Below are 20,287 nucleotides of genomic sequence, written 5' to 3'. Positions count from 1 at the left end.
GGGCTGACATCTTGCCGAAAAGGTTTTCGTAGGCAAGGGTGGGCGCTAGTGACCGGGGTCACGCCAACCAGCCGGAGATGACGAATGTCAGCTTCCGACCCCACCGGCGGCTGGCCGGTGACATCTCCCGCGGGACCGCACCGCCACCAAGGAGATAGAGCATGATCAGTAGACGCAGAAGGAGAGTGCCCGTCTGGTCGGCCGTGGCCGCGCTGGTGATGGGAGGGGTGGTCAGCCTGCCGTCCGCGGCGCACGCCGACACCCCGATCCTGCCCGGCAACGAGGGCGACGTCGGGGTCTACACCAACGGGCAGAACCACGTCATGGAGATCGGGGACCCGGCCTACACCAACCTCGGCGACGTTGCTGCGCAACTCGCGCCCGGCGTGCCGTACACCGCGAAGAGCATGCACCAGTCGATCTTCGACAAGGATCTCGCGGCCGGCGGCACCGACTACTACCTCGACCGCGTGCTGGGCGTGCGGGGCACTCTCGGGTCGGCGGTGCTGATGACCAGAGGCCGCTCCCTGTACATGCGCGGCGCGAGCAACAACAACTTCACCACCATGGGCTTCGCCGGCAGCACCTACGTCGGCGGCCCCAACAACCTCGGCAACCTGTACACCGTCACCGTGCCCGGGCAGACCGTCACCGAGGTCAGCGCGAACCGGTTCAACGCGCCGAGCCATGCCAAGGGCCGCTACACGATCGGCGCCACGGGAGTCACCGCCGATCTGACGAAGTTCATCACCTACGACAACGTCGCAGTCACGGCCATCGACTTCACCAACCCCGGTGGCTCGGCGGCGACGTTCACCGTCCGGGCCGCCTCGCCACTGGCCACCCAGGCCGGAGACGGTGCAGCCGAACTGACCGGCACCCGCACCATCACCAGTGGCGCCAACAACGGCCTCATCGACACGCCGTGGAACACCGTCACGATCGACCTCACCGGCGCCGGCTTCACCCGTAGCGGCGCCAACCTCGACCGCCAGATCACCGTGCCCGCCGGCGGCTCGCTGTCGCTCTCGGTCGTCGGCGCCGTCTCCTCGGCCACCCTGCCCAAGACGGTCGAGAGCTACCAGGAGTACGCCGCGATGCCGTCGGCCCAGGCCGTGCGCACCGGCATCACCGCGTTCAACCGCCGTTGGGCCGAGGACATCCCCTACATCGACGTCCCCGACCCCGCCCTCGAGAAGGCCATCGTCTACCGCTGGTGGGGCGAGCGCTACAACACCCTCGACGCCAACGCACCCGGCTACGCCTACCAGTACCCCACCACGGTCGAGGGGTCGAACCTCTACCAGAACGCGATCGCGCTGACCCAGCCGATGCACCTGCAGGACACCAAGTGGCAGCGTACGCCCTACCTGCCCTACGGCCAGATCCTCAATATCGGCGAACTGTCCGGTTCATCGGCGTTCCTCGACAGCCCCGGTCACACCAGCTGGAACAACCACTACTCGCAATACATCGGCACCGCCGGGCTCGAGGCCTACAACGTGCACGGCGGGGGCAAAGAGATCGCGAGCAAGTTCGCCCACTACTTCGAGGGCGACGGCGTCGGCCAGCTCGAGCACTACGACGGCAACAAGAACAAGCTGATCGCCTACGACACCAACTTCATGCCGGGCAACGACGCCGACGCCATCTCGTTCGGGTTCCCGAAAGCCAATGCCGGCGCCCCCGGCGCACGCACGATCGATCGCCCCGAGTCGGCGTACGTGTGGGGCGCGCTCGACGCCGCCCGGCAGCTCTACCAGATCGCCGGCGCTGACCAAGCCAAGATCGACGAGATGGCCACCGCCGCCAACGGCACCCAGGACGCGATCCTCAGCCAACTGTGGAGCCCCGACATGCGGATGTTCCTGGCCCGCACGTCCTACGGCGCGACCAGCGCGGCCAGCTCCAACGGCAAGGCCAACCCACTGCCCGCGTCAGCCCGTGCCCTGATCCCGGCCAAGGAGTCGAACCTCTACGACGTCTACGCCGAGGACCTCATCCCGTTCGACCAGTGGCAGAAGTACGTCGACGGGTTCCGGTTCCTGACCTACGGCGACAACTTCCCGATCTTCCCGTTCTACACCGCCAACCAGTACGACCGCGCCGCGTACGGCATCGGCGGCTCCAACAACTTCTCCAACATCAACTTCACCGTGCAGTACCGCGGCGTTCGCTCGGCGCTGCGCCACTACGACCCGGAGCAGAAGTACATCACCCCGGCGTACGCCAAGCGGCTGCTGGACTGGATGGCCTGGAGCATCTACCCGAACGCGGACCTGCGTGCCCCGAACCAGGCCGAGTACTACTCCAACTGGAACCCGACCACGAAGACTTACAACCGCAACAACCCGAACCACGTGATGCTCGGGAACATGAACTACATCTTCGTCGAGGACATGGCGGGCCTCCAACCCCGATCCGACGACAAGATCGAGCTGTGGCCGATCAAGTTCGGCTACGACCACTTCATGGCCAACAACCTGCGCTACCACGGGCACGACGTCACGATCGTCTGGGACCCCGACGGCAGCAGGTACGGTCTGGGCGCCGGCTACAGCCTGTTCCTGGACGGCGAGAAGAAGGTCAGCACCGACAAGCTCGGCAAGCTCACCTACGACCCGAACACCAACAAGGTCCAGGCCGAGAACGGCCTGACCGTCACCTTCACCGCGACGGTCGGGACCAACTTCCCGAGCGCGGTGAACACCGCCATCAAGGACGACCGCGTCGCCGAGTACCTCAAGACGGCCGACATCGACCTCACCGAGGACGCGCCGAACCTCGCGACGAGCGCCACCCTGCACTCGTCGTACACCCAGCAGGGCGCACGACCGACGCCGTGGCGCCAGTTCCACACGCCCGGCTGGAGCACCACCACGATGAACTACACCCCCGGCGCCATAGCGGAGACCGAACGGCCGGTGTCGCTGGCCGCCGTGACCGACGGTGTCACCGCCAACGAGCCGTACTGGGGCAACTACGGAACCACCGAGAAGAACGGCTACGTCGAGCTCGATCTGGGATCGGCCAAGGCGTTCGACAACGTGAAGGTGACCTTCGTCAGCGACCGTCAGGCCGGGGGCTACCACGAGCCCTCGCGCTGGTGGGTCCAAATGCCTGACGGCAGCGGGGGATGGAAGGAGGTGCCGAACCAGTTCAAGAACCCGACGGTTCCGGCAGCCAAGTTCAACGAGGCGCTCTTCAAGACCGTGACGTCGAACAAGGTGCGCATCGCCTTCACGAACAGCCCGACCTTCTACACCGCGATCGCCGAGATCCAGCTGTTCAACTCCGGCCGTGAGGTGCCCCCCGTCTCCAACCAGGCACCCGTGGTCACCGCCACGCGCGACGGCTCCTCGGATGGCAACCTGTCCACCCGACTGGTCGGCACGGCCTCCGACGACGGCATCCCCTACGACAGCGAGCTCACCTTCGGCTGGGAGACCGTCTCGGCGCCTCAGGGAGCGGGGGTGATCTTCGCCGACCCGAAGGCGCTGGCGACCCGGGTGACCGGCACGGTCGCCGGTGACTACGTGTTCCGATTCGTCGCCAACGACGGCGACAAGCGGTCGGAGGCAACCGTGGCGGTGACCCTCATCAAGCGGGCGGTCGCCGCGGAATTCGGCTCCTCGGCAACGGTCACCACCAGCGGTACCGCATCGTGGGAGAACCACCAGCGCGTCAACGAAGCCAGCAACCCGAGCAGCTCGAACCCGGGCGCCGGCAACGGCTGGGGCAACTGGGGCCAGACGCAGAACGGAACCAGCGTCGCTCGGGAGGCGTGGATCCAGTACAGCTGGACCTCGCCGGTGCGGCTGTCGTCCACCGACATCTACTGGTACGACGACAACGGCGGCACCCGTCGACCGACCGGAACGACCTACGCCGTCGAGACCTCCTCGGACGGCACCACCTGGACGCCCCTCACCCTCACCAAGGGATCGACGTACGCCAACGGGGTGGCCATCAACGCCTACAACCACTTCGACTTCGAACCGATCACGACGAGCCGGTTGCGCATCCGCATCTGGGGCGTCATGGGTAGCGGCGCGGGCACCGGCGTGCTGCGCTGGCGCGCCAACGGTGAGACGGTCGACTCGGTGCGTTCGCCGGTGCTGATGCGGACCGGCGTGGGTCAGGTGCCCGCTCTGCCGAATGAGCTCGACGCGGTCTACGCCAGCGGCGCCCGCGGGAGGGTCGGGTTCAAGTGGCAGGAGATCACGCCCGAGATGGTCGCGGAGCCCAACGTCGATCCGTTCGTGGTCTACGGCACGAACGACGCCTACGGCCTGGTCGCCGAGGCCCGCATCTACGTGAGGCCCGAGATGTCCCAGGGCGGCATCTCGATCCAGGGTGCCGAGACATTCGAACAGACCCTGGAGGTGGGCGAGCTGCCCTACCTTCCCGACAAGGTGGCGGTCTCGTACAACGACGGCTCCCGGGACAACCAGGCGATCGGTGTCGACTGGAACTTCGACGAGAACATCGTCAAGACCCCCGGTCGCCACACCGTCGTCGGCGACCTTATCCTGCCCGACTACGTCAGCGAGGCCGGCACCACGCGGACCACGTTGACCCTCACCGTGGGCAAGGACACCGTGGCCCCGACGACGACCCTGACCTGGTCACCGGCGGAGCCTGACGGCGACCACGGGTGGTACACGACGGCCCCGTCCTTCACCCTCCACGCGCAGGACGCGTTCGCCGTGGCCAGCACCCAGTACCGGCTCGACGGCGGTCAGTGGACGGCCTACCCGGGTACGCCCGTCATGGTCGACCGGGACGGCACCACCCGGGTGGAGTTCCGCTCGACCGACACCAGCGGCAACGTCGAGGAGCCCAAGGAGTCCACGGCCAAGGTCGACACCCTCGCGCCGACGGCGACGTTCTCCTCGGCGATCGGCGAGGTGTACTTCGGCTCGGTTCCGCCCGCCCCCACGTGCACGGCGAGCGACGCCCTCTCCGGTCCGGCGGGTTGCGTCGTCAGCGGCTACAGCACCGACGTCGGCACGCACATCCTCCTTGCCACGGCGACCGACGCCGCGGGCAATGTGGGCACCGCCGTCCAGTCGTACACCGTGCTGCCGTGGACGCTGAAGGGCTTCTACAGCCCGGTCGACATGGACGAGGTGTACAACACGGTCAAGGCCGGCAGCACCGTGCCCATGAAGTTCGAGGCCTTCTCGGGCACCACCGAGCTGACCAACCCGGCGCTCGTCACGATGAACGCCAAGCAGGTCACGTGCGGCACCGGCGCACAGAGCGACGAAATCGAGGTGCTCGCCACTGGTGCTACCTCGCTGAGGTACGACTCCACCGCTGGCCAGTTCGTCTACAACTGGAAGGCCCCAGCCACACCCGGCGCCTGCTACACGGTCACCGCCACGACACGTGACGGGTCGAGCCTCACCACACTGTTCAAGCTCCAGTAACCGCCAACGAATGCACCGGAGGGGCTGCGACCCGCAGCCCCTCCGCTGCCTGGCTCAGCGCCCCGCGATGGCCGATCAGCCGTCGCCCAGTTACCCGCCACCGCGTTGGGCGGCCGCATCACCTGACGCTGCAGTCGGTGCTGCTGCACCTGGGAGATGGACTGCCTCAGCGGGCAGGCCTCGTCCATCTGGCCCGGCGACTCAACGGTCCACTGGGTCGCCGGTCGCGGGCTGGTCGTTGAGGCCACGAAGTGGGAACGCACGTACGTCGACAGCCAGGTCCGCCTGCATCGGAGCCAACTTGCGGAGCTGGCCGCAAACCACCGAGCCGGTACGCTGCCGCCTGATGCCGTCTCGCCGTGGCGGCTCAGGTAACTGTCCATCGACGGGCGGGCGCATCGGCGCGATGGCGCGCTGCATCTGCCGGTCCGCAGGACTGGCGAGCGTCGCCGCGGCCCCTGGTGACGATGACGTCGCAGGTGAAGGCGGCGATCCGGTCTCGCTGGGGTGGAGTCCGGCGCTGACCTTGAGGGCGCACGGTCCGTCCGGTACGGGTCCGGGAATCCGCACCCTAGTGCGCGTCGGGGCGCGGATGGCCGGGTGATTAGCGGGCGGTCCCGCCGCTCATCGCGATGTCGCCGTTGAGGCCGGAGGGATAGAAGCCGCCGGAGTTCGCCGGGCTCGCGTTGAGGTACACGATATTGAGGACCGACTGGGCCGAGCGGCCGTAGGCGATGCCGTTGTCGTCCGTGGGAACGAGGTTCGCCTCGGCGCTGGTGCCGATACCCTGGTCGTCGTCGACTGGTCCGTCGAGACTGTTGCGGGCGTCGGAGAGCTTCTGCACGCCTGCGAAGACGGCATCGTCGATCATGCCTTCGTTGTAGAGCGCGGAGCGGACGATCCCAGCGTGGTACGCCTCCGTGGCGAGCAGACCCGCGGCAGCGTCCAGGTACGTCTTGTTGGACAGCAGCGGTGCCGCTCCTTTGAAAGCGGAGACCCCGACGTCCTCGAACAGGAACGCGGCGAAGAGGAAGTTGAGATCGTTGGCGTACGGGTCGAACGTCTCGCCCGACTTGATGAGCCCGGCCGCGGTGGCCGCCGCGGTGAAGCTCGTGTCAAGAGAGATCGCCGGACGGGAAACGGCGTGCTCCCCGAGGGCGGACCGCAGGAAGGCCACATGCTGCCGCTCGTCCGAGGCAATCTCCCGTGCGAACTTGCGCACGTGCGAGTTGCTGAAGTTGACCATGCCGCCACCGGTCACCTCACCCCGGGTGCCGGTACCGGTGGTCATCTCGTCAGGTAGTCCCTGCCCTGTGGTGGCGCGAAGATAGAACTCGGCTTCGAGGTATTCGAGGTTGAGGGCGAAGTTCAGGATCGTCTCGTCACTCGGTCCGGCACCCGGCTCTGCGCTGCCCGACACCGCCTCTTTGATGAACTTCTTTACCATGGAATTCGGCCCCCGTTCCCATCCACGACACGCCGGGTACTCCATCGATATGTCGCCGGTGTGCCGCACGTTACTGCGGTCGGCGCTCACGCTAGTAGGTGGCTGTGTCGGGCCGTGCCCCTTTCGTGAACCTTCATCACATCTGCGGGATGTGCACGGCGGGGGATGGCCGCACCACGGCGCAGGTCGACAGGTCGGGAAATCCAGATCGCCATCTCGAGGGCGTCGAGGACGAGGCTGGTCTTCATGCTGGTGGCGGCCTGCCAGCCGGCGTTGCGGGCGAGTAGGCGTCGATGACGAACGCGACGTAGACCATGCCGGACAAGGTAGGCACCTAGTGAAGGCGGCAACCCACAACGCACCGGGCCACCGGCGCCCTTCGACCTAGGCCTGGCGCACCCACTTCCGCAACGTCGCCGCCGTGCCGATGCCGACCTGGTGGGCCACCGCACCGATGGCGCGTACTCGGACTCGTAGTTCGGCCGCACCTCGGCGAACGTTTCGCCCGCGCAACTCACCCGGATAGGGAAGGGTGTGACATGACTCGATCCTCACCAGAGGTCGGGCCGCCAGGAAGCCCGGGGCGGTTCACCCGGTCGGGGTAGGCGGTCATGTCGACCGCATCGACCGGCTGTCCATCGACAGCGTTCCCACTTCGGGGGCAGGGCCTATCGATCGAACTCTCCTGACATCGGGCAGCGCACTGGCCGCCGCCATCTCGCAGCGGCTACCACATGTCGAACGAACAACTCGGAACAAAAGTCCAGTCGCACTTATGGACGCCATGGTCCGTCGCACTCCTGCTGGGAAGCGTCCACCAAGCAGTGGACGCGCCGCTACGGCTATCAGACACGCTGCTGTCACTCCAGACCGCTGGTGGCCGGCGCGGTTTGCCGAGCGATGCCACGCCAGCCTATTCTGGACGCGATGGTCCAGCTAATATATCTCGGATCGGGGGCGGCCACGTCCTCACCGCAGAGAATCTCATCACCGGGGCACTCGCTGACGCTGACGTCATGGGTGGGTACCACATCGACATCCACCGGCCGCGTGGAAGCACGGTTGGCAGCGGGATCGCGGCCGCCCGGCCACATTGGGAGGGGCGCATGGCAGTGATCACACGCGGCTTCGGCGGCCGCAGACGCGACGACACCGATCTCCCGCCCGGCCAGTACCGCACAGACGACTTCCCGGTGCTGTCGGCGGGACCGACACCGCGCATCGGCCTCGACAAGTGGGAACTCGCCGTCGTCACCGAGACCGGCGAGCGGAGCACATGGTCATGGGCGGAGTTCACCGCCCTTCCTGCCGACGAGCCGACCGTGGACATCCATTGCGTCACGCACTGGTCGAAGTTCGGCACGAGATGGCGAGGCGTCTCGGTGGACACGTTGCTGGCCGACGTCGAGACCGCGGCCGAGTACGTCGTCGCCCACTCCTACGGCGGCTACACCACGAACATCCCCCTCGAGGACCTTCTCGACGGCCAGGCCTGGGTGGCGTACGAGTTCGACGGCGAGCCGCTGGTGCCGGTGCATGGCGGGCCAGCTCGTCTCCTCATTCCTCACCTGTACTTCTGGAAGAGCGCGAAATGGCTGCGCGCACTGGAGCTGCGTCTCGACGACGAGCCCGGGTTCTGGGAGACGGCCGGCTACCACAACTACGGAGACCCATGGCGCGAGCAGCGGTACCGGGCAGACTGACCTGGCAGGCGGCGACCGTAGCCGCCACCCGGGCGGAGACTGCGACGGCCCGGACCCTGGTCCTCGACGTCGACGGCTGGACGGGTCACGTGCCGGGGCAGCACGTCGACGTCCGGTTGACGGCGCCCGACGGCTACACGGCGTACCGCAGCTACTCGATCTCGTCCGCCCCGGGTCCCGACTGGCTCGAGGTGACCGTCCAGGCGGTGACTGACGGTGAGGTCTCGCCGTACCTCGTCGACGTTGCAGAGCCGGGCGACCAACTCGAGATCCGTGGACCGCTCGGCGGCTGGTTCGTACGCCGACCCGCCGATCCGCGGCCGGCGTTGCTGATCGGCGGCGGGTCCGGCGTGGCGCCGCTGATGTCGATGGTGCGTGCGGCGATGAATCCCACGAGGCTGCTCTACTCGACCCGATCCCCGTCCGATGCGCTGTTCACCTCGGATCTTGCAACTGCACGAGCCGCAGGCGATGGGCTCGTCGCCGTCACACATGTCTATACCAGGGTCGCGCCGCCCGGCTGGCCAGCCCCGCCCCGACGACTGGACGCGGACGCCCTCTCCCGCGTCGCCTGGCCCCGTGATGCCGACGCGGTGGCGTTCGTCTGCGGGCCCACCGGATTCGTCGAGACCGTTGCCGACCTCCTCGTCGACATCGGCCACGACCCCGCGAACATCCGCACTGAACGTTTTGGACCCACCGGAGGATGACCATGTCGACCACCAACGCCGGAGCCGAGGACGCACCCTGGGTGGACGGTAACGCCCTCGCCGGACCGCTCGGCGAGATCATGGGGGCCGACTTCACCGTTGCCGAGCTCACCTGCGCCGGGTGCCGAACGACCCGTCCGCTGGCCGCGATGCGCGTGTTCGACCGAGCGCCCGGCCTCGTCGCCCGATGTCCCCACTGCGAGCACGTCGTCATGCGCGTGGTGCGCACGACCGGCCGTTTCCTGGTCGACCTGCGTGGGTCGCTCGTCCTCAGCCTCCCAGTGCCGCAGTAGTCCGAGGCGGGATACGCCTTCCACTTCATCCGATCTGGTTGGGCACTCCCAGGTCGCTGCCCAGACGCGAGAGCCACGGTCTCGCCGAGATTGCTGGTGGTCTCCCCGCAGGCGCGGGCGGCGGACGCGTACGGGCAGGTCCACAGCCCCGCGGCGTGATCCCGGCATGACGTTTCGAGGGTCAATTGCGGTCGGCCATGATGTCGACCTCGGCGATGGCGCCGGTCGTCCAGCTCGACTTGTCCGACAGCAGGACCCACACCGCGTTCGTGATGTCCTCCGGGCTGCCGGGAACTGGTCACGGCGGCTGCCCACCCAGGTAGCGGACCGATCCGATGACGTCTTCCGGTACGAGTCGCCCGAAGTGGCCACGCGGTTGACGCTGATCCACAAGGAGGGCAGGAACGTCGCCGGCCCCGCGTCCCTACGGCCGAACGCGGATGACTGTCTTCCCGGTGATCCGCTCGGTCGGATTCAAAGCGGCGACGGCGTCGTCGAAGGTCGCGACGGTGCCGATGTTCGTCCGTAGTCGTCCGTCCCGCACCCGCCGGATGACCTCACCCAGTTGCGCGCGATCGGCTTCGACAACGAAGTCGACCGCCAGGCCGTCGGCGGGCCGCGCCGCCGGCGGCCCGACGACCGACACCAGCGTTCCTCCGGCTCGAATCAGACCTGCGGACCGCTTCCCGATGTCGCCGCCGATCACATCGAACACCAGATCGACTCCGCCGACGTCTTCCAGGGTGTCGTTCTCAAGGTCGACGAACTCCTGCGCGCCGAAGTCGAGCGCGGCCTGGCGGTCGGCAGCGCGCCCGGTGCCGATGACGTAGGCGCCGGCCTCGCGTGCCAGCTGCGCCACCATCGATCCGACTGCGCCGGCCGCGCCGTGCACGAGGACGCTCTGCCCCGCCCGAAGGCGGCCGTGCTCGAACAGGCCCTGCCACGCGGTCAGGCCCGAAATCGGCAGGCTCGCGCCCACCGTGAAGTCGACCTCGCCGGGCAGCGGCGCGAGGTTACGCGCCTCGACAGCCACATACTCCGCCAGGGTGCCGTCGCGAGTCCAGTCCGTGAGGCCGAACACCCGCTGTCCCACAGACAGTCCCGTCGTGCCATACCCGAGAGCGCTGACCACTCCGGCCAGCTCGTGGCCGGGGATCGACGGCGTCCGGTCCCGGCCGAGGCGATCGGTCCAGGTCGAGGGCCACGCCAGCTCAGTCGGGACGAATCCCGACGCATGAACCTGAACGACGACGTCGTTCAGCGCCGGTTCCGGCTCGGGCCGCTCCACCAGCCTCATACCGGCCGTTCCCGCAGCCCGGTCCGTCACCACGATCGCTTTCATGGGCATTGTCTCCTTGGTCATTTGTCTTTCGGTGGAAATGTTGTGGGGATGGAAAGCCTGTTCGACGGCCTGCACGGCGTCTCCGCTTCACCCAGTATTAGCGGCACCAGACGTCGGCGTCTCAGAGTCCTTCCATGGGAAGCTCCGGAGTCCTCCGCGAACCGGCGATGTATCGCCCGGTCGGCTCGAGCGGGTCAGATACCTGGGCGGGGCGCACGCGGCGGGTCAATCACCAGGCCCTTCTCGCGGTGCCGCGGCGGCCACCTCGTCCGTACCCGACGAGCCGGCCGGCTGTGCGGGTGCACACGCCGCTACGACCTCGGCGGGCTCGCCGGCCTGCCGCCGCCGACGGCCCCGAAGCGTGATGCCTGACGCCTTCCCGTTTTGCGACAGGCTTCGACCGCGGCCCCTTCAGCCCGCGGAGCTCTCACGCATGACAGTTTCTCCTTCCTCACCGAATCGTGATCGGTGTTGACAGAACCCGGTACCTGAGAGTGGCGCGACGTTCGTGGAATTCGGGGCCGGTTGGTACAAGTCGCACAGTCCGCCGCTAGCGGAGGCACCAGTCGGAGGACGACCCCTGCATCAACTCCGCATCGTTGAGGCTCATCCACCTCATGCCGAGCTGGCGGCTCTCGGTCAACCTGATCCGCGTGCGCCCAGGCGGCGTGTGGCTGGTCCCAGCGGGTATTGGTCCGCCAGCACACCGACCGTCGGAACCGCGACTAGGAGCGAGCGATGGGCACACGACGCGCCTCGGCCGACGACCTCGCCTCCGTAGGCTTCTCGGTCCTGCGCTGCGCACTGGCGACGAACATCTTGTGGATCGGTGTGCTCAAGTTCAAGCAGTACGAGGTGGAGAACGACGAGCCCCTGGTTACCTCGAGTCCGTTGTTCTCGCGGCTCCGCGAGAAGCTGGGTGCACAAAAGCTCAACCGACTCATCGGGGTCACGGAGATCAGCGTGGGCTCTCTCATCGCCGCGAAGTCGCTTGCGCCCAAAGCGTCGGCGTTCGGTAGTTTCGGGGCGGTGGGAATGTTCCTCACCACGCTCAGTTTCCTGGCCACGACGCCCGGGGCTCGGCAGGAAGGGCAGGGGATTTTGAGCCTTTCTCTGCTGGGGCAATTCGTGTTGAAGGACACGGTGCTCCTCGGTGCCGCTCTCCTGACAGCTGCGGAGTCGCTGCGCGCCGCCAGCCACCGATAATCGCCGGCGCCTGTCCGTGTCCCTGCAACTGAGCCGGGACGGCCGTCCGGTGCTTGACACCGAGCTGCCGTTTCCTGTGGCACCCGTTTCTGCACCACTACGGCACCAACGCTCAGGTGTCTGGCGAGGGTCCGTACGACGTGACCGTCCGGGTGGCGCCGGCCGGGCTTCATGCGACACGACCCGATCAACGGGCAGCGGTACGAGGACCCCGCGTCACCAACCCTTCCCCGCACTTCTGCCCGAGCCGCGGACCCAAGGGGACTACCGTGCTGCAGGGTGAGCGATGGTTCCGAGCAGCGTGGACGCGCGGAGGACGCTCGGCTCCACGGCCTGGCACAGCGGCTCGACAAGCCGATGGGCGTCCTGGGTCTGCTCTTCCTCATCCTCGTGCTGGCCCAGGCATTCGTCCACGACGAGCCGCTCAGCACCATCCTGACCGTGAGCAGCTGGGTCCTGTGGGCGGTCTTTGTCGCCGAGTTCGCCCTGCGCGCCTGGCTCGCCCGGCACGACGCGGGCCAGTTCTGGAAGCACCACTGGTGGCAACTGATCTTCCTTGCCGTGCCCTTCCTGCGGTTCGCCCGCGCAGCGGCCGTGTTGCGCGCAGCCCGGGGCGGCGGTGTCGTGGCTGCCGCAGTCCGCGGGTCGCGTTCAGCCGGCCGACTGCTCACCGACCGGCTGGCGTTGCTCGCGGTGGTAACGGTCACGATCATCATCGCTGCCGGGCAGCTCATGGTCCTGACCGGTTCCTACTCCAGCTACGGTGCGTCCCTCCACGACGCCGCGCTGACCACCATCACCGGTGAGCCGCTGACCGCCACGGACACGTTCGCGCAGCTCTTGGAACTCGGCCTGGCGGCGTACTCCGTGGTCGTCTTCGGCACCCTGGCCGGGGCCCTCGGTGCCTTCTTCCTCAGCCAAGAACGCGCAGCCGACGAACACCCGGAAGAGTAAGGACCGAACTCGACCGGCATGGAACCTCGCCCGCTCCGCGTCGTCGCGGCACCTGAACCGTTCCAGCCGCTCGGGTTCGAGATCAGTCCTTCACGAGCGGTGCCGGTGACCGCGGCGCCGAAAGGCAGGCCTCGCTGGCGGACTCAAGAGTCGCGGTCCAGCGTTGGCGACTGGCGGGCGGCGTGCCCGCAGTGGCGGTGTGGCGCCGCGAAGACGGGACAGAAGTGCGTCAGGACCGCATGTCGCGCCGGGCGAATGACCAAACGCCCGCGGCCGCGGCGGCGAGGGCGGCGCCGAGCATGACCGGGGTCCCTGCCCAGTTCGGTGTTGTCTCCGGTACGGCGGCGAGGTGCCGGTAGGGCGACAACCACCCGACCCAGGCGGGTGCCTCCACGCTGTCGGCGGTGACCTTGAGCAGGAACCCGCCCGCGGTGGGCAGCATGCCGACCGTGGCCACCGTGCGCGGGGTCAGGCCGAGCGCGAGGGTGGCCGCCGCGGCGCCGAGCAGCGCGACCGGCAGCACGTTCGCGGCGCCGGCGAGCGCGGCGGCAAGCGGCAGGTCAGCGCTGACCGTCGTCGTACCGACCCACGTGGCGATGGCGGCCACGGCGGCGAGGGCGGCGCTGCCGGCCACGGTCGTGGACACCTCGGCGGTCAGCAGCCGGGCGCGGGTGACCGGTCCGGCGTGCAGCAAGGTCAGCCGTCCGGCGGTTTCCGCGGCGGCGAAGGCGGCCAGTCGGGCGGTGGCGAACGCACCGATCGGGATGGTGAGCAGGGCGAACAGGGTGGCGCTGTAACCCTCGACGGTGCCGAGTCCGGCGAAGCCGGCCTGGGCGGCGAGGTCGGCGAAGCCGGGATTGTCGGTGAGGAAGCCGGTGAGGGAGCTGGCGAGCAGGCCGATCAGCAGGAAGTACGCGCCGATGCCCGCCGACCAGCCGGCGAGGGGCCGCACCATGCGCCGGACGGCGAAGGCGCCGACCGAGCCGAGCAGCCACCGGCGGGACGCCCGGCCGGCGGGCGGACGCAGCAGCCCGGCCCGGATGTCCCTTTTCCCGGCCAGCGCCAGCGCGGTGTACGCCAACACGGTTGCGGTGAGGGCGAGCGCCAGCAGGGGAGCCCAGCGGTCGTCGCGGTAGGGGCGGGACAGGGCGAGCGGCCCGTACGGGGGCAGCCACCGCAGCCAGGCCAGCGCCGGCACGCCGTCGCCGACCATGCGGGCCAGCAGTCCGACGCCGAGGAAGGCCAGCGTGGCGCCGCTGGCGCCGGCGCGGGTAGGGAAGACCTGCGCGGCGCAGGCTGCCGCCGCGACGGCGAACGTGCCGGCCAGGGTCAGGCCGGTGGCGTGCAGCAGTGCCCCGACCGGGGGAGTGCCGGCAGCCGCGAGCGCGCCGGCGAGCAGGACCCCGGTCAGCGCCATCGCCGCGGTGAACACGGCGAGGTGCCGGCCCAGGACGATCGCCGGGGTCAGCCGGCCGGCGAGCAGCAGGTCCCATCGGCCGGTCTCCTCCTCGCCCCGGGTCAGCCGGGTGGTCGCCAGCGCACCCCAGGCGGTGAGCAGGACGGCGAGGACGGTGCCGGTGCGCCACACGGTGAAACCACCGGCGGTATCCAGGGCGACGGGTTCACCGAACAGCGTGCGGATCGCTGGGTTGCCGGCGAGCGCGGCGAGCGCCTGCGCAGCCTTGGCATCGCCGACGGTGCGGGCGTAGGTGGTGACGACGAGGGTGGACATGCCAGCGGTAATCGCCGCGACGATGAGCACCGGGCGGCGCAGTTGGCGTGTCGCGAGGCGAGTGAGCGCACGGCGGGCCGCGTGCGGCTGGGTGAGGCTCACCGGTCGGCTTGGCCGTAGTAGTCGAGGAAGATCTCCTCGAGGCTCGGTTCCCGCACGCTGAGGGCGGTGATGTCGGCGGCGGCAAGGGCCCGCAGCGCCGCAGCGGGCGGTCCGGCCAGGAAGAAACGCAGCATCCCATCCGCTTGGTCGAGCAGTTCGATGCCGGGTAGGTCGGCCAGGTCCGGGGGGTGGCCGGTGAACTGTGCGGTGACCTCCGCGCGGTGCAGCCGCCGCAGCTCGGGCACCGTCGCGACGTCGACGAGCCGACCGGCGTGCAGGATCGCCACCCGGTCGCAGACGGCCTGCACCTCGGACAGTTGGTGGGAGCAGAGGAACACCGTCTGCCCGTTGTCGCGTGCCTCGGCGACGGCCCGGCGGAACTGCAATTCCATCAACGGGTCCAGGCCGCTGGTCGGTTCGTCCAGCACGAGCAGGGGAGCGCGGGTGGCGAACGCGGCGACGAGCGCCACCTTCTGCCGGTTGCCGGTGGAGTAGGTGCGGGCCGGCCGGGAAAGGTCGAGGTCGAACCGGTCGACGAGGTCGGCGCGATAGCCGGAGTCGATACCCGGGCCGGTGGCGGCGAGGAGCTCCAGTAGCTCCCCGCCGGTCAGCTGGGGCCACAGCGCCACGTCGGCCGGCACGTAGGCCAGCAGCCGGTGCGCGGCGGCGACGTCGCCGGCGTCCACGTCGAAGATCCGGGCGCGGCCTGCGGAGGGACGGGCCAGCCCGAGCAGCAGACGGATCGTGGTGGACTTGCCGGCGCCGTTGGGGCCGAGGAACCCGAACACCTCCCCGGCGTTGACGGTGAGGTTCAACCCCTCAAGGGCGCGGACCGATCCGTAGTGTTTGCTCAGCTGGTCTGTGCGGATGGCGGGTGTGGGCACGGCGGGCCTTCCGACGTATGCGGATCAGGACTGCCGACCAGGCTTCCCGGCGCACCACCTGTCACCGTACTCACGGTTCCGCCCGTCCGGAAGCCACCGACCCGCCCGGGACGACCGATTCAGGTTTGCCGGCTCCGGCAGACGTCGCCGGCCGACGCCGTCTCTGACCGCCACTGCCGCCCTCCAATGGGGATCACCTGAGCCGGGTGCCGGAACCCGGTGCCGCGGCGTTGCCACACCGGCCATCGAGTTCTCAGTGCCACGACATACCGGTCCGCTCCGGTGCTGCTGCTGGCGTGGTCTGCCGCGCCTGACTCGCCCGCTTCACACCTGGACTCTGCCATGACCCACCGACGGCGATCAGCGGCGATGTCAACCGGTAACGCTCAGCAGGGCCCGAGGGCACGGTCGATATGATCGAGGAGGTCGTGGAGCGCCGGGAAGTCTGGTCGGCACCGTACCCCGTCGTGCGCTTCGGAAGGTCACCCATGCTGCTGCTCTGCTTCGCCGTCGTCCTGCTCGCCGCCGTGCTGGTGTCGGCGCTGGCGAACCGTACGATCCTCTCGACGGCGGCGTTGTTCCTGGTCGCCGGTTTCGTCCTGGGCGAGGGCACCACCGGGGTTCTGCACCTGCGGGCCGACTCGCCGATCGTGGCGCAGCTGGCGGAGCTGGCGCTGTTCGCGGTGCTGTTCACCGATGGGATGCGGGTGGGTTGGGCGGACCTGCGAAGCGCGTGGCGGTTGCCGGGTCGGGCGTTGGGCTGGGGTTTGCCGTTGACGCTCCTGGTCACCGCGGTGTTGGCGCACTACGTGGCCGGGCTCGGGTGGCCCGAGGCGCTGCTGATCGGGGCGATCCTGGCCCCGACCGATCCGGTGTTCGCGGCCGCGCTGGTGGGCAACGACAAGGTGCCGGCCCGGCTGCGGCACCTGCTCAACGTTGAGTCCGGCGTGAACGACGGCCTGGCGCTGCCGTTCGTGGTGGTGCTCCTCGCCGTCGCGGCCGGTTCCGATGACCTGCATCTGGGTGAGCTGGCGACCGAACTGGCCGTCGGACTGGCGATCGGGGTGCTGGTGCCGCTGTTCGCGATCGCGTTGGAGCGGACCCGGTTCTTCGCCGCGTCGGCGGCGTACGCGCCGTTGAACGGGGTGGCCATCGGGCTGCTGGTGCTGGCGCTGGGCAAGGCCACGCACGGCAATCTGTTCCTGGCCGCGTTCGCCGCCGGCATCACGGTGGCGACCTTCGGGCCGCGGGAGCGCTCGGCGTTCGAGCACTTCGGCGAGAATGTGGCCGAGCTGCTGAAGCTGGCCGCGCTGCTGGTGTTCGGGGCGCTGATCTCACCGGCGTTCCTGGGCGAGATCTCATGGGCCGGTTGGGCGTTCGCGGTGCTGGCGATCGTGGTGGCTCGCCCGCTGGCGCTGTCGGTGTCGTTCCTGCGCTCCGGGTTGAGCCTGCGTGAGCAAGCCGCGGCGATGTGGTTCGGTCCGAAGGGCTTCGCCTCGGTGGTCTACGGACTCCTGGTGCTGGAGTCCGGCATCGGCGCTGCGGACGAGGTGTTCCATCTCGTCGCGTTGACGATCGTCATCTCGATCCTGGCGCACTCCTCGACCGACGTGGTGGTCGCTCGGGCGTTCGACGACAACCGGGAAACGCCGCACTGGCACGGCACCCTGCGCCGGGTGCGTCGCACGGTGGTGCGGCGACCACGCGCCGGCCGCCGCCCGGCGGAGGTCGTCCGCGACGGGTCGGCGGCCGGCGACGGAACCGAAGACGCTCAGCCCAGGGCGAAGTAGCGCAGCCACAGGTACGGCACGGCGAGCCCGACGGTGACCAGGGTGACCAGGATTCCGTACCGGGTGAACTGCCAGAACGAGATCCGTTGGCCGGCGCGTTCGGCCAGGCCGAGCACGACGACGTTGGCGGAGGCGCCGACCGCGGTGGCGTTGCCGCCGAGGTCGGCGCCGAGCGCGAGGGCCCACCAGAGCACCCGTGACTGCCCGCCGCCGCCCTGGGCATGTACCAGGTCGGCGACGACCGGGCTCATGGTGGCCACGTACGGGATGTTGTCCACGATCGCGGACAGGGCCGCGGAGCCCCAGAGCAGCACCATCGTCGCGGGCAGCAGCCGCCCATCGGTGGTGTCGATCGCGGCTCGGGAGATCTGCTCGACGACGCCGGTGTTCACCAGAGCGCCGACCATGATGAACAGGCCGGCGAAGAAGACCAGGGTGGGCCACTCGACGTCGCGGCTGATCTCGCCGGCGTCGAGCCGGGACAGGGCGAGCAGCAGCAGGCCGCCGAGCAGGGCCACCACCGCCGGTTCCAGATGCAGCGTGGTGTGCAGGACGAACGCGGCGGTCACCGCGCCGAGCACGGCCAGCCCGAGTGTCAGCAGCCGCCGGTCACGGATCACCTCGCCCTCACGCAGGGCGGCGATCTGCGCGGCACGGTCCGGGTCGTAGCGGAACGCGCCGCGGAACAGCACTCGGCACAGCCCGAGGAAGACCACCAGCAGCAACACGACGAACGGTGCGAGGTGGATCAGGAAGTCGTTGTACGACAGCCCGCCCCGGCTGCCGATGATGATGTTCGGCGGGTCGCCCACCAGGGTGGAGGTGCCGCCGATGTTCGAGGCCATCGCCTCGGCGATGAGGAACGGCGCCGCCGGCACGCCGAGGCGTTCGCACACCAGGAAGGTCACCGGGGCGATGAGCAGGACGGTGGTGACGTTGTCCAGCGCCGCCGACGCCACGGCGGTGATGACCACGAGAATCACCATCACCCGGTACGGCCGTCCCCGGGCCCGCTTCGACGCCCACACCGCCACGTACTCGAACCCGCCGGTTCGTTTCAGCACGGCCACGATGAGCATCATGCCGACCAGCAGGAAGATCACGTTCCAGTCGATGCCGGCCTCTTCGGAGAAGAACGCGTGCGCCGTGTCGGTGGCGCCGATCAGGAACATGACCGCCGCGCCGCCGAGCGCCGCGGCGACCCGGTGGATCTTTTCGGTGGCGATCAGGATGTACGCGACGGTGAAGACGGCCACCGCCGCCCAGGCGACCGCCGTCACTGGACCAGCATCCGGTCGAGCAGGGCGTCGAGGGTGATGCCCCCCACCATCGGGTGACGGGGCGCGGCCACGGCCACGAGAGGGCTGCGCCTCTGGGCCATCACGGCGGCGACCTCCAGCACCGTTGCCTGGGGGTCGACCACCGGCGGCTCCGGGCGTTCCCGCGGTAGCACGTCAGCCACCGTGCGGCCCTCCGTGCCGCGCAGGAACAGGTCCGCCGACGGCTCGTCGATCATTCGCGCCAGGGTCGGATCCTCCCGGCAGTAGCCGGGGATAACCAGCCGCAGCACCTCGGTGCCGGGTAGCACGGTCACCGGACAACCACGATCGTCGACCACGATCAACCCCGGCAGATTGTGACCGGCCAGCAGCCGGGCCGCCTCCAGCGCCGACGTCGCTGTGGTGATGGTCGGGAAGGGCACGGCCAGGTCTCGGGCTCGCACGATGACTCCTCGGGTCGGGACGCCACGGATCACACGCCGACCAGACTTCCCGGCACACCGTTGATCACCCTAGCCCGCCACGGCGGGGAATTTCACTGAGGTCGCGGGGTGCCGGCAGCGACGGATGTCCCGGCACCGGGAGCCTCGAAGGCGAGACCTGCTCGACGGAGATGGCTTGGGGGAGCGGTGCCCGGCTGCGCGGCGGTCGACACACCCGGGCCGCGCGCCACCGCGACCGGCCCGGGTGGCTGGTGGTTCAGCGGGCCGACGTCGCGGCTGCGCATTCGCCATGTGCCGCCGGCGATGAGCCCGACGGCAACGGCGGCCAGTGCGGCGCCGAACATGGTTGCGCGGGGGCGGTCGGTGGCGGCGCCCTGTTCGCGGAGGCTGACAGCGTCACCGCGCCCGACCTGTCCGAGTAGCTCGGCATCAGTTCGGGAGCGGTGTCCGGGGCGATCAAGATGCTGTCCACCGTCAGGCTCATCGAGCGGGTGCCTCTGCCGGGCAGCCGCCGCGAGCACTACCGGCTTCGCGACGACGCCTGGGCGACGCTGATGTCGGCGCAGAACAGCATGATCCAGGCCATGTTCCAGGCGGCCGACGACGGCATCAACGCCTCCGGCGAGAACAGCCGGGTGGTCCGCCGGCCCACCGAGATGCGGGACTTCTATACGTACATGCTCCGCGAACTTCCTGCGTGGTCATGATCGTGGCAACTTTTTGGGGGCGTAGCAGGCCGTGCCGTGCAGCCGCCTCACGGTAAGGGGCGCGTAACCCGGTGAAGCATCGGCTCGGCATTTGGGCTCATTGTTCAGCCCGGAAGGCGGGATGTTGTGCAGGTGGGCGATGCGGCATGCCTCACCGCCCGATGTGCTCTCATGTTTGAGGCGGCATCTTGGCTCGCCTTCCGCACCTGGTGGCGGAGTCCGTGACATCCGCCGCCACCGACATTGCATCGAGTGCCTG

At 69.1% G+C, this 20,287-nt stretch carries 14 protein-coding genes and 1 pseudogene; 8 read left to right on the top strand and 7 right to left on the bottom strand.

Annotated elements, in window-relative coordinates:
• Positions 1 to 161 precede the first annotated feature (161 nt).
• Entirely contained in the window at positions 162 to 5,435 is a 5,274-nt protein-coding gene (locus RMN56_RS28485; RefSeq protein WP_313720836.1) for a PxKF domain-containing protein, read from the top strand.
• Between the two features lie 604 nt (positions 5,436 to 6,039).
• Here the strand turns inward: RMN56_RS28485 and RMN56_RS28480 are convergent.
• Complete coding sequence (locus tag RMN56_RS28480; protein WP_313720834.1) at positions 6,040 to 6,972, bottom strand: ferritin-like domain-containing protein; 933 nt, start codon at positions 6,970 to 6,972, stop codon at positions 6,040 to 6,042.
• A gap of 113 nt (positions 6,973 to 7,085) precedes the next feature.
• Positions 7,086 to 7,248: pseudogene (locus RMN56_RS28475) on the bottom strand (DDE-type integrase/transposase/recombinase); the annotation flags it as partial.
• 740 nt (positions 7,249 to 7,988) lie between these two features.
• On the opposite strand from RMN56_RS28475, the gene RMN56_RS28470 reads away from it, so the two are divergent.
• From RMN56_RS28470 to RMN56_RS28460, 3 genes are read left to right on the top strand one after another with little or no spacing between them, the layout of a single operon-like run.
• Positions 7,989 to 8,585: a sulfite oxidase-like oxidoreductase gene (locus tag RMN56_RS28470; protein WP_313720832.1), complete on the top strand. Its 597-nt coding sequence runs from the start codon at positions 7,989 to 7,991 to the stop codon at positions 8,583 to 8,585.
• Positions 8,555 to 9,295, top strand: coding sequence for an FAD-binding oxidoreductase (locus tag RMN56_RS28465; RefSeq protein WP_313720830.1), 741 nt, complete (start codon positions 8,555 to 8,557; stop codon positions 9,293 to 9,295). The genes RMN56_RS28470 and RMN56_RS28465 overlap by 31 nt, the downstream gene beginning before the upstream one ends.
• 2 nt (positions 9,296 to 9,297) lie before the next feature.
• Positions 9,298 to 9,588, top strand: coding sequence for a DUF6510 family protein (locus RMN56_RS28460; protein WP_313720828.1), 291 nt, complete (start codon positions 9,298 to 9,300; stop codon positions 9,586 to 9,588).
• A 424-nt stretch (positions 9,589 to 10,012) separates the two neighbouring features.
• Here RMN56_RS28460 and RMN56_RS28455 read toward each other — a convergent pair whose 3' ends face one another.
• Positions 10,013 to 10,930 carry an NADP-dependent oxidoreductase gene (locus tag RMN56_RS28455; protein ID WP_313724881.1) on the bottom strand — a complete coding sequence of 306 codons (918 nt, stop codon included), beginning with the start codon at positions 10,928 to 10,930 and terminating at the stop codon, positions 10,013 to 10,015.
• A gap of 738 nt (positions 10,931 to 11,668) precedes the next feature.
• Here RMN56_RS28455 and RMN56_RS28450 point away from each other — a divergent pair.
• Positions 11,669 to 12,136 (top strand): DUF417 family protein, encoded by a 468-nt coding sequence (locus RMN56_RS28450; protein WP_313720826.1) that lies wholly within the window; start codon positions 11,669 to 11,671, stop codon positions 12,134 to 12,136.
• A gap of 279 nt (positions 12,137 to 12,415) precedes the next feature.
• A complete protein-coding gene (locus tag RMN56_RS28445; protein ID WP_313720824.1) occupies positions 12,416 to 13,090 on the top strand; it encodes a hypothetical protein in 675 nt (224 codons plus the stop codon).
• A 229-nt stretch (positions 13,091 to 13,319) separates the two neighbouring features.
• On the opposite strand, the gene RMN56_RS28440 is transcribed toward RMN56_RS28445, so the two are convergent.
• Both RMN56_RS28440 and RMN56_RS28435 read right to left on the bottom strand, forming a co-directional pair.
• Positions 13,320 to 14,822, bottom strand: a complete 1,503-nt coding sequence (locus tag RMN56_RS28440; RefSeq protein WP_313720822.1) for an efflux permease Rv1217c-related protein — start codon at positions 14,820 to 14,822, stop codon at positions 13,320 to 13,322.
• Positions 14,823 to 14,920: 98 nt separating this feature from the next.
• Positions 14,921 to 15,739, bottom strand: a complete 819-nt coding sequence (locus tag RMN56_RS28435; protein ID WP_313720820.1) for an ABC transporter ATP-binding protein — start codon at positions 15,737 to 15,739, stop codon at positions 14,921 to 14,923.
• 557 nt (positions 15,740 to 16,296) lie between these two features.
• Between RMN56_RS28435 and RMN56_RS28430 the strand changes: the two genes are divergently transcribed.
• The gene (locus RMN56_RS28430; protein WP_313724880.1) at positions 16,297 to 17,598 is read left to right on the top strand and encodes a cation:proton antiporter; all 1,302 of its coding nucleotides are present in this window, start codon (positions 16,297 to 16,299) and stop codon (positions 17,596 to 17,598) included.
• On the opposite strand, the gene RMN56_RS28425 is transcribed toward RMN56_RS28430, so the two are convergent.
• Both RMN56_RS28425 and RMN56_RS28420 read right to left on the bottom strand, forming a co-directional pair.
• Positions 17,580 to 18,878, bottom strand: coding sequence for an ArsB/NhaD family transporter (locus tag RMN56_RS28425; RefSeq protein WP_313720818.1), 1,299 nt, complete (start codon positions 18,876 to 18,878; stop codon positions 17,580 to 17,582). The genes RMN56_RS28430 and RMN56_RS28425 overlap by 19 nt on opposite strands.
• The gene (locus RMN56_RS28420) at positions 18,875 to 19,321 is read right to left on the bottom strand and encodes a CBS domain-containing protein (RefSeq protein ID WP_313720816.1); all 447 of its coding nucleotides are present in this window, start codon (positions 19,319 to 19,321) and stop codon (positions 18,875 to 18,877) included. The genes RMN56_RS28425 and RMN56_RS28420 overlap by 4 nt, the downstream gene beginning before the upstream one ends.
• Positions 19,322 to 19,782: 461 nt before the next feature.
• Between RMN56_RS28420 and RMN56_RS28415 the strand changes: the two genes are divergently transcribed.
• Entirely contained in the window at positions 19,783 to 20,028 is a 246-nt protein-coding gene (locus RMN56_RS28415) for a hypothetical protein (RefSeq protein WP_313720814.1), read from the top strand.
• Positions 20,029 to 20,287: the final 259 nt, after the last annotated feature.

This window comes from Micromonospora halotolerans (assembly GCF_032108445.1).
Taxonomy (GTDB): domain Bacteria; phylum Actinomycetota; class Actinomycetes; order Mycobacteriales; family Micromonosporaceae; genus Micromonospora; species Micromonospora halotolerans.
The sequence above is the reverse complement of the archived record's forward strand: the minus strand, read 5'-3'. Positions and strand labels throughout refer to the sequence as shown.

Excerpts from the sequence above, each read along its gene's own strand:
- RMN56_RS28485 (WP_313720836.1), top strand. The coding sequence starts at position 162 with ATGATCAGTAGACGCAGAAGGAGAGTGCCCGTCTGGTCGGCCGTGGCC.
- RMN56_RS28430 (WP_313724880.1), top strand. The coding sequence starts at position 16,297 with ATGCTGCTGCTCTGCTTCGCCGTCGTCCTGCTCGCCGCCGTGCTGGTG.
- RMN56_RS28460 (WP_313720828.1), top strand. The coding sequence starts at position 9,298 with ATGTCGACCACCAACGCCGGAGCCGAGGACGCACCCTGGGTGGACGGT.
- RMN56_RS28415 (WP_313720814.1), top strand. The coding sequence starts at position 19,783 with ATGCTGTCCACCGTCAGGCTCATCGAGCGGGTGCCTCTGCCGGGCAGC.
- RMN56_RS28470 (WP_313720832.1), top strand. The coding sequence starts at position 7,989 with ATGGCAGTGATCACACGCGGCTTCGGCGGCCGCAGACGCGACGACACC.
- RMN56_RS28450 (WP_313720826.1), top strand. The coding sequence starts at position 11,669 with ATGGGCACACGACGCGCCTCGGCCGACGACCTCGCCTCCGTAGGCTTC.
- RMN56_RS28465 (WP_313720830.1), top strand. The coding sequence starts at position 8,555 with ATGGCGCGAGCAGCGGTACCGGGCAGACTGACCTGGCAGGCGGCGACC.
- RMN56_RS28455 (WP_313724881.1), bottom strand. The coding sequence starts at position 10,930 with ATGAAAGCGATCGTGGTGACGGACCGGGCTGCGGGAACGGCCGGTATG.
- RMN56_RS28440 (WP_313720822.1), bottom strand. The coding sequence starts at position 14,822 with ATGTCCACCCTCGTCGTCACCACCTACGCCCGCACCGTCGGCGATGCC.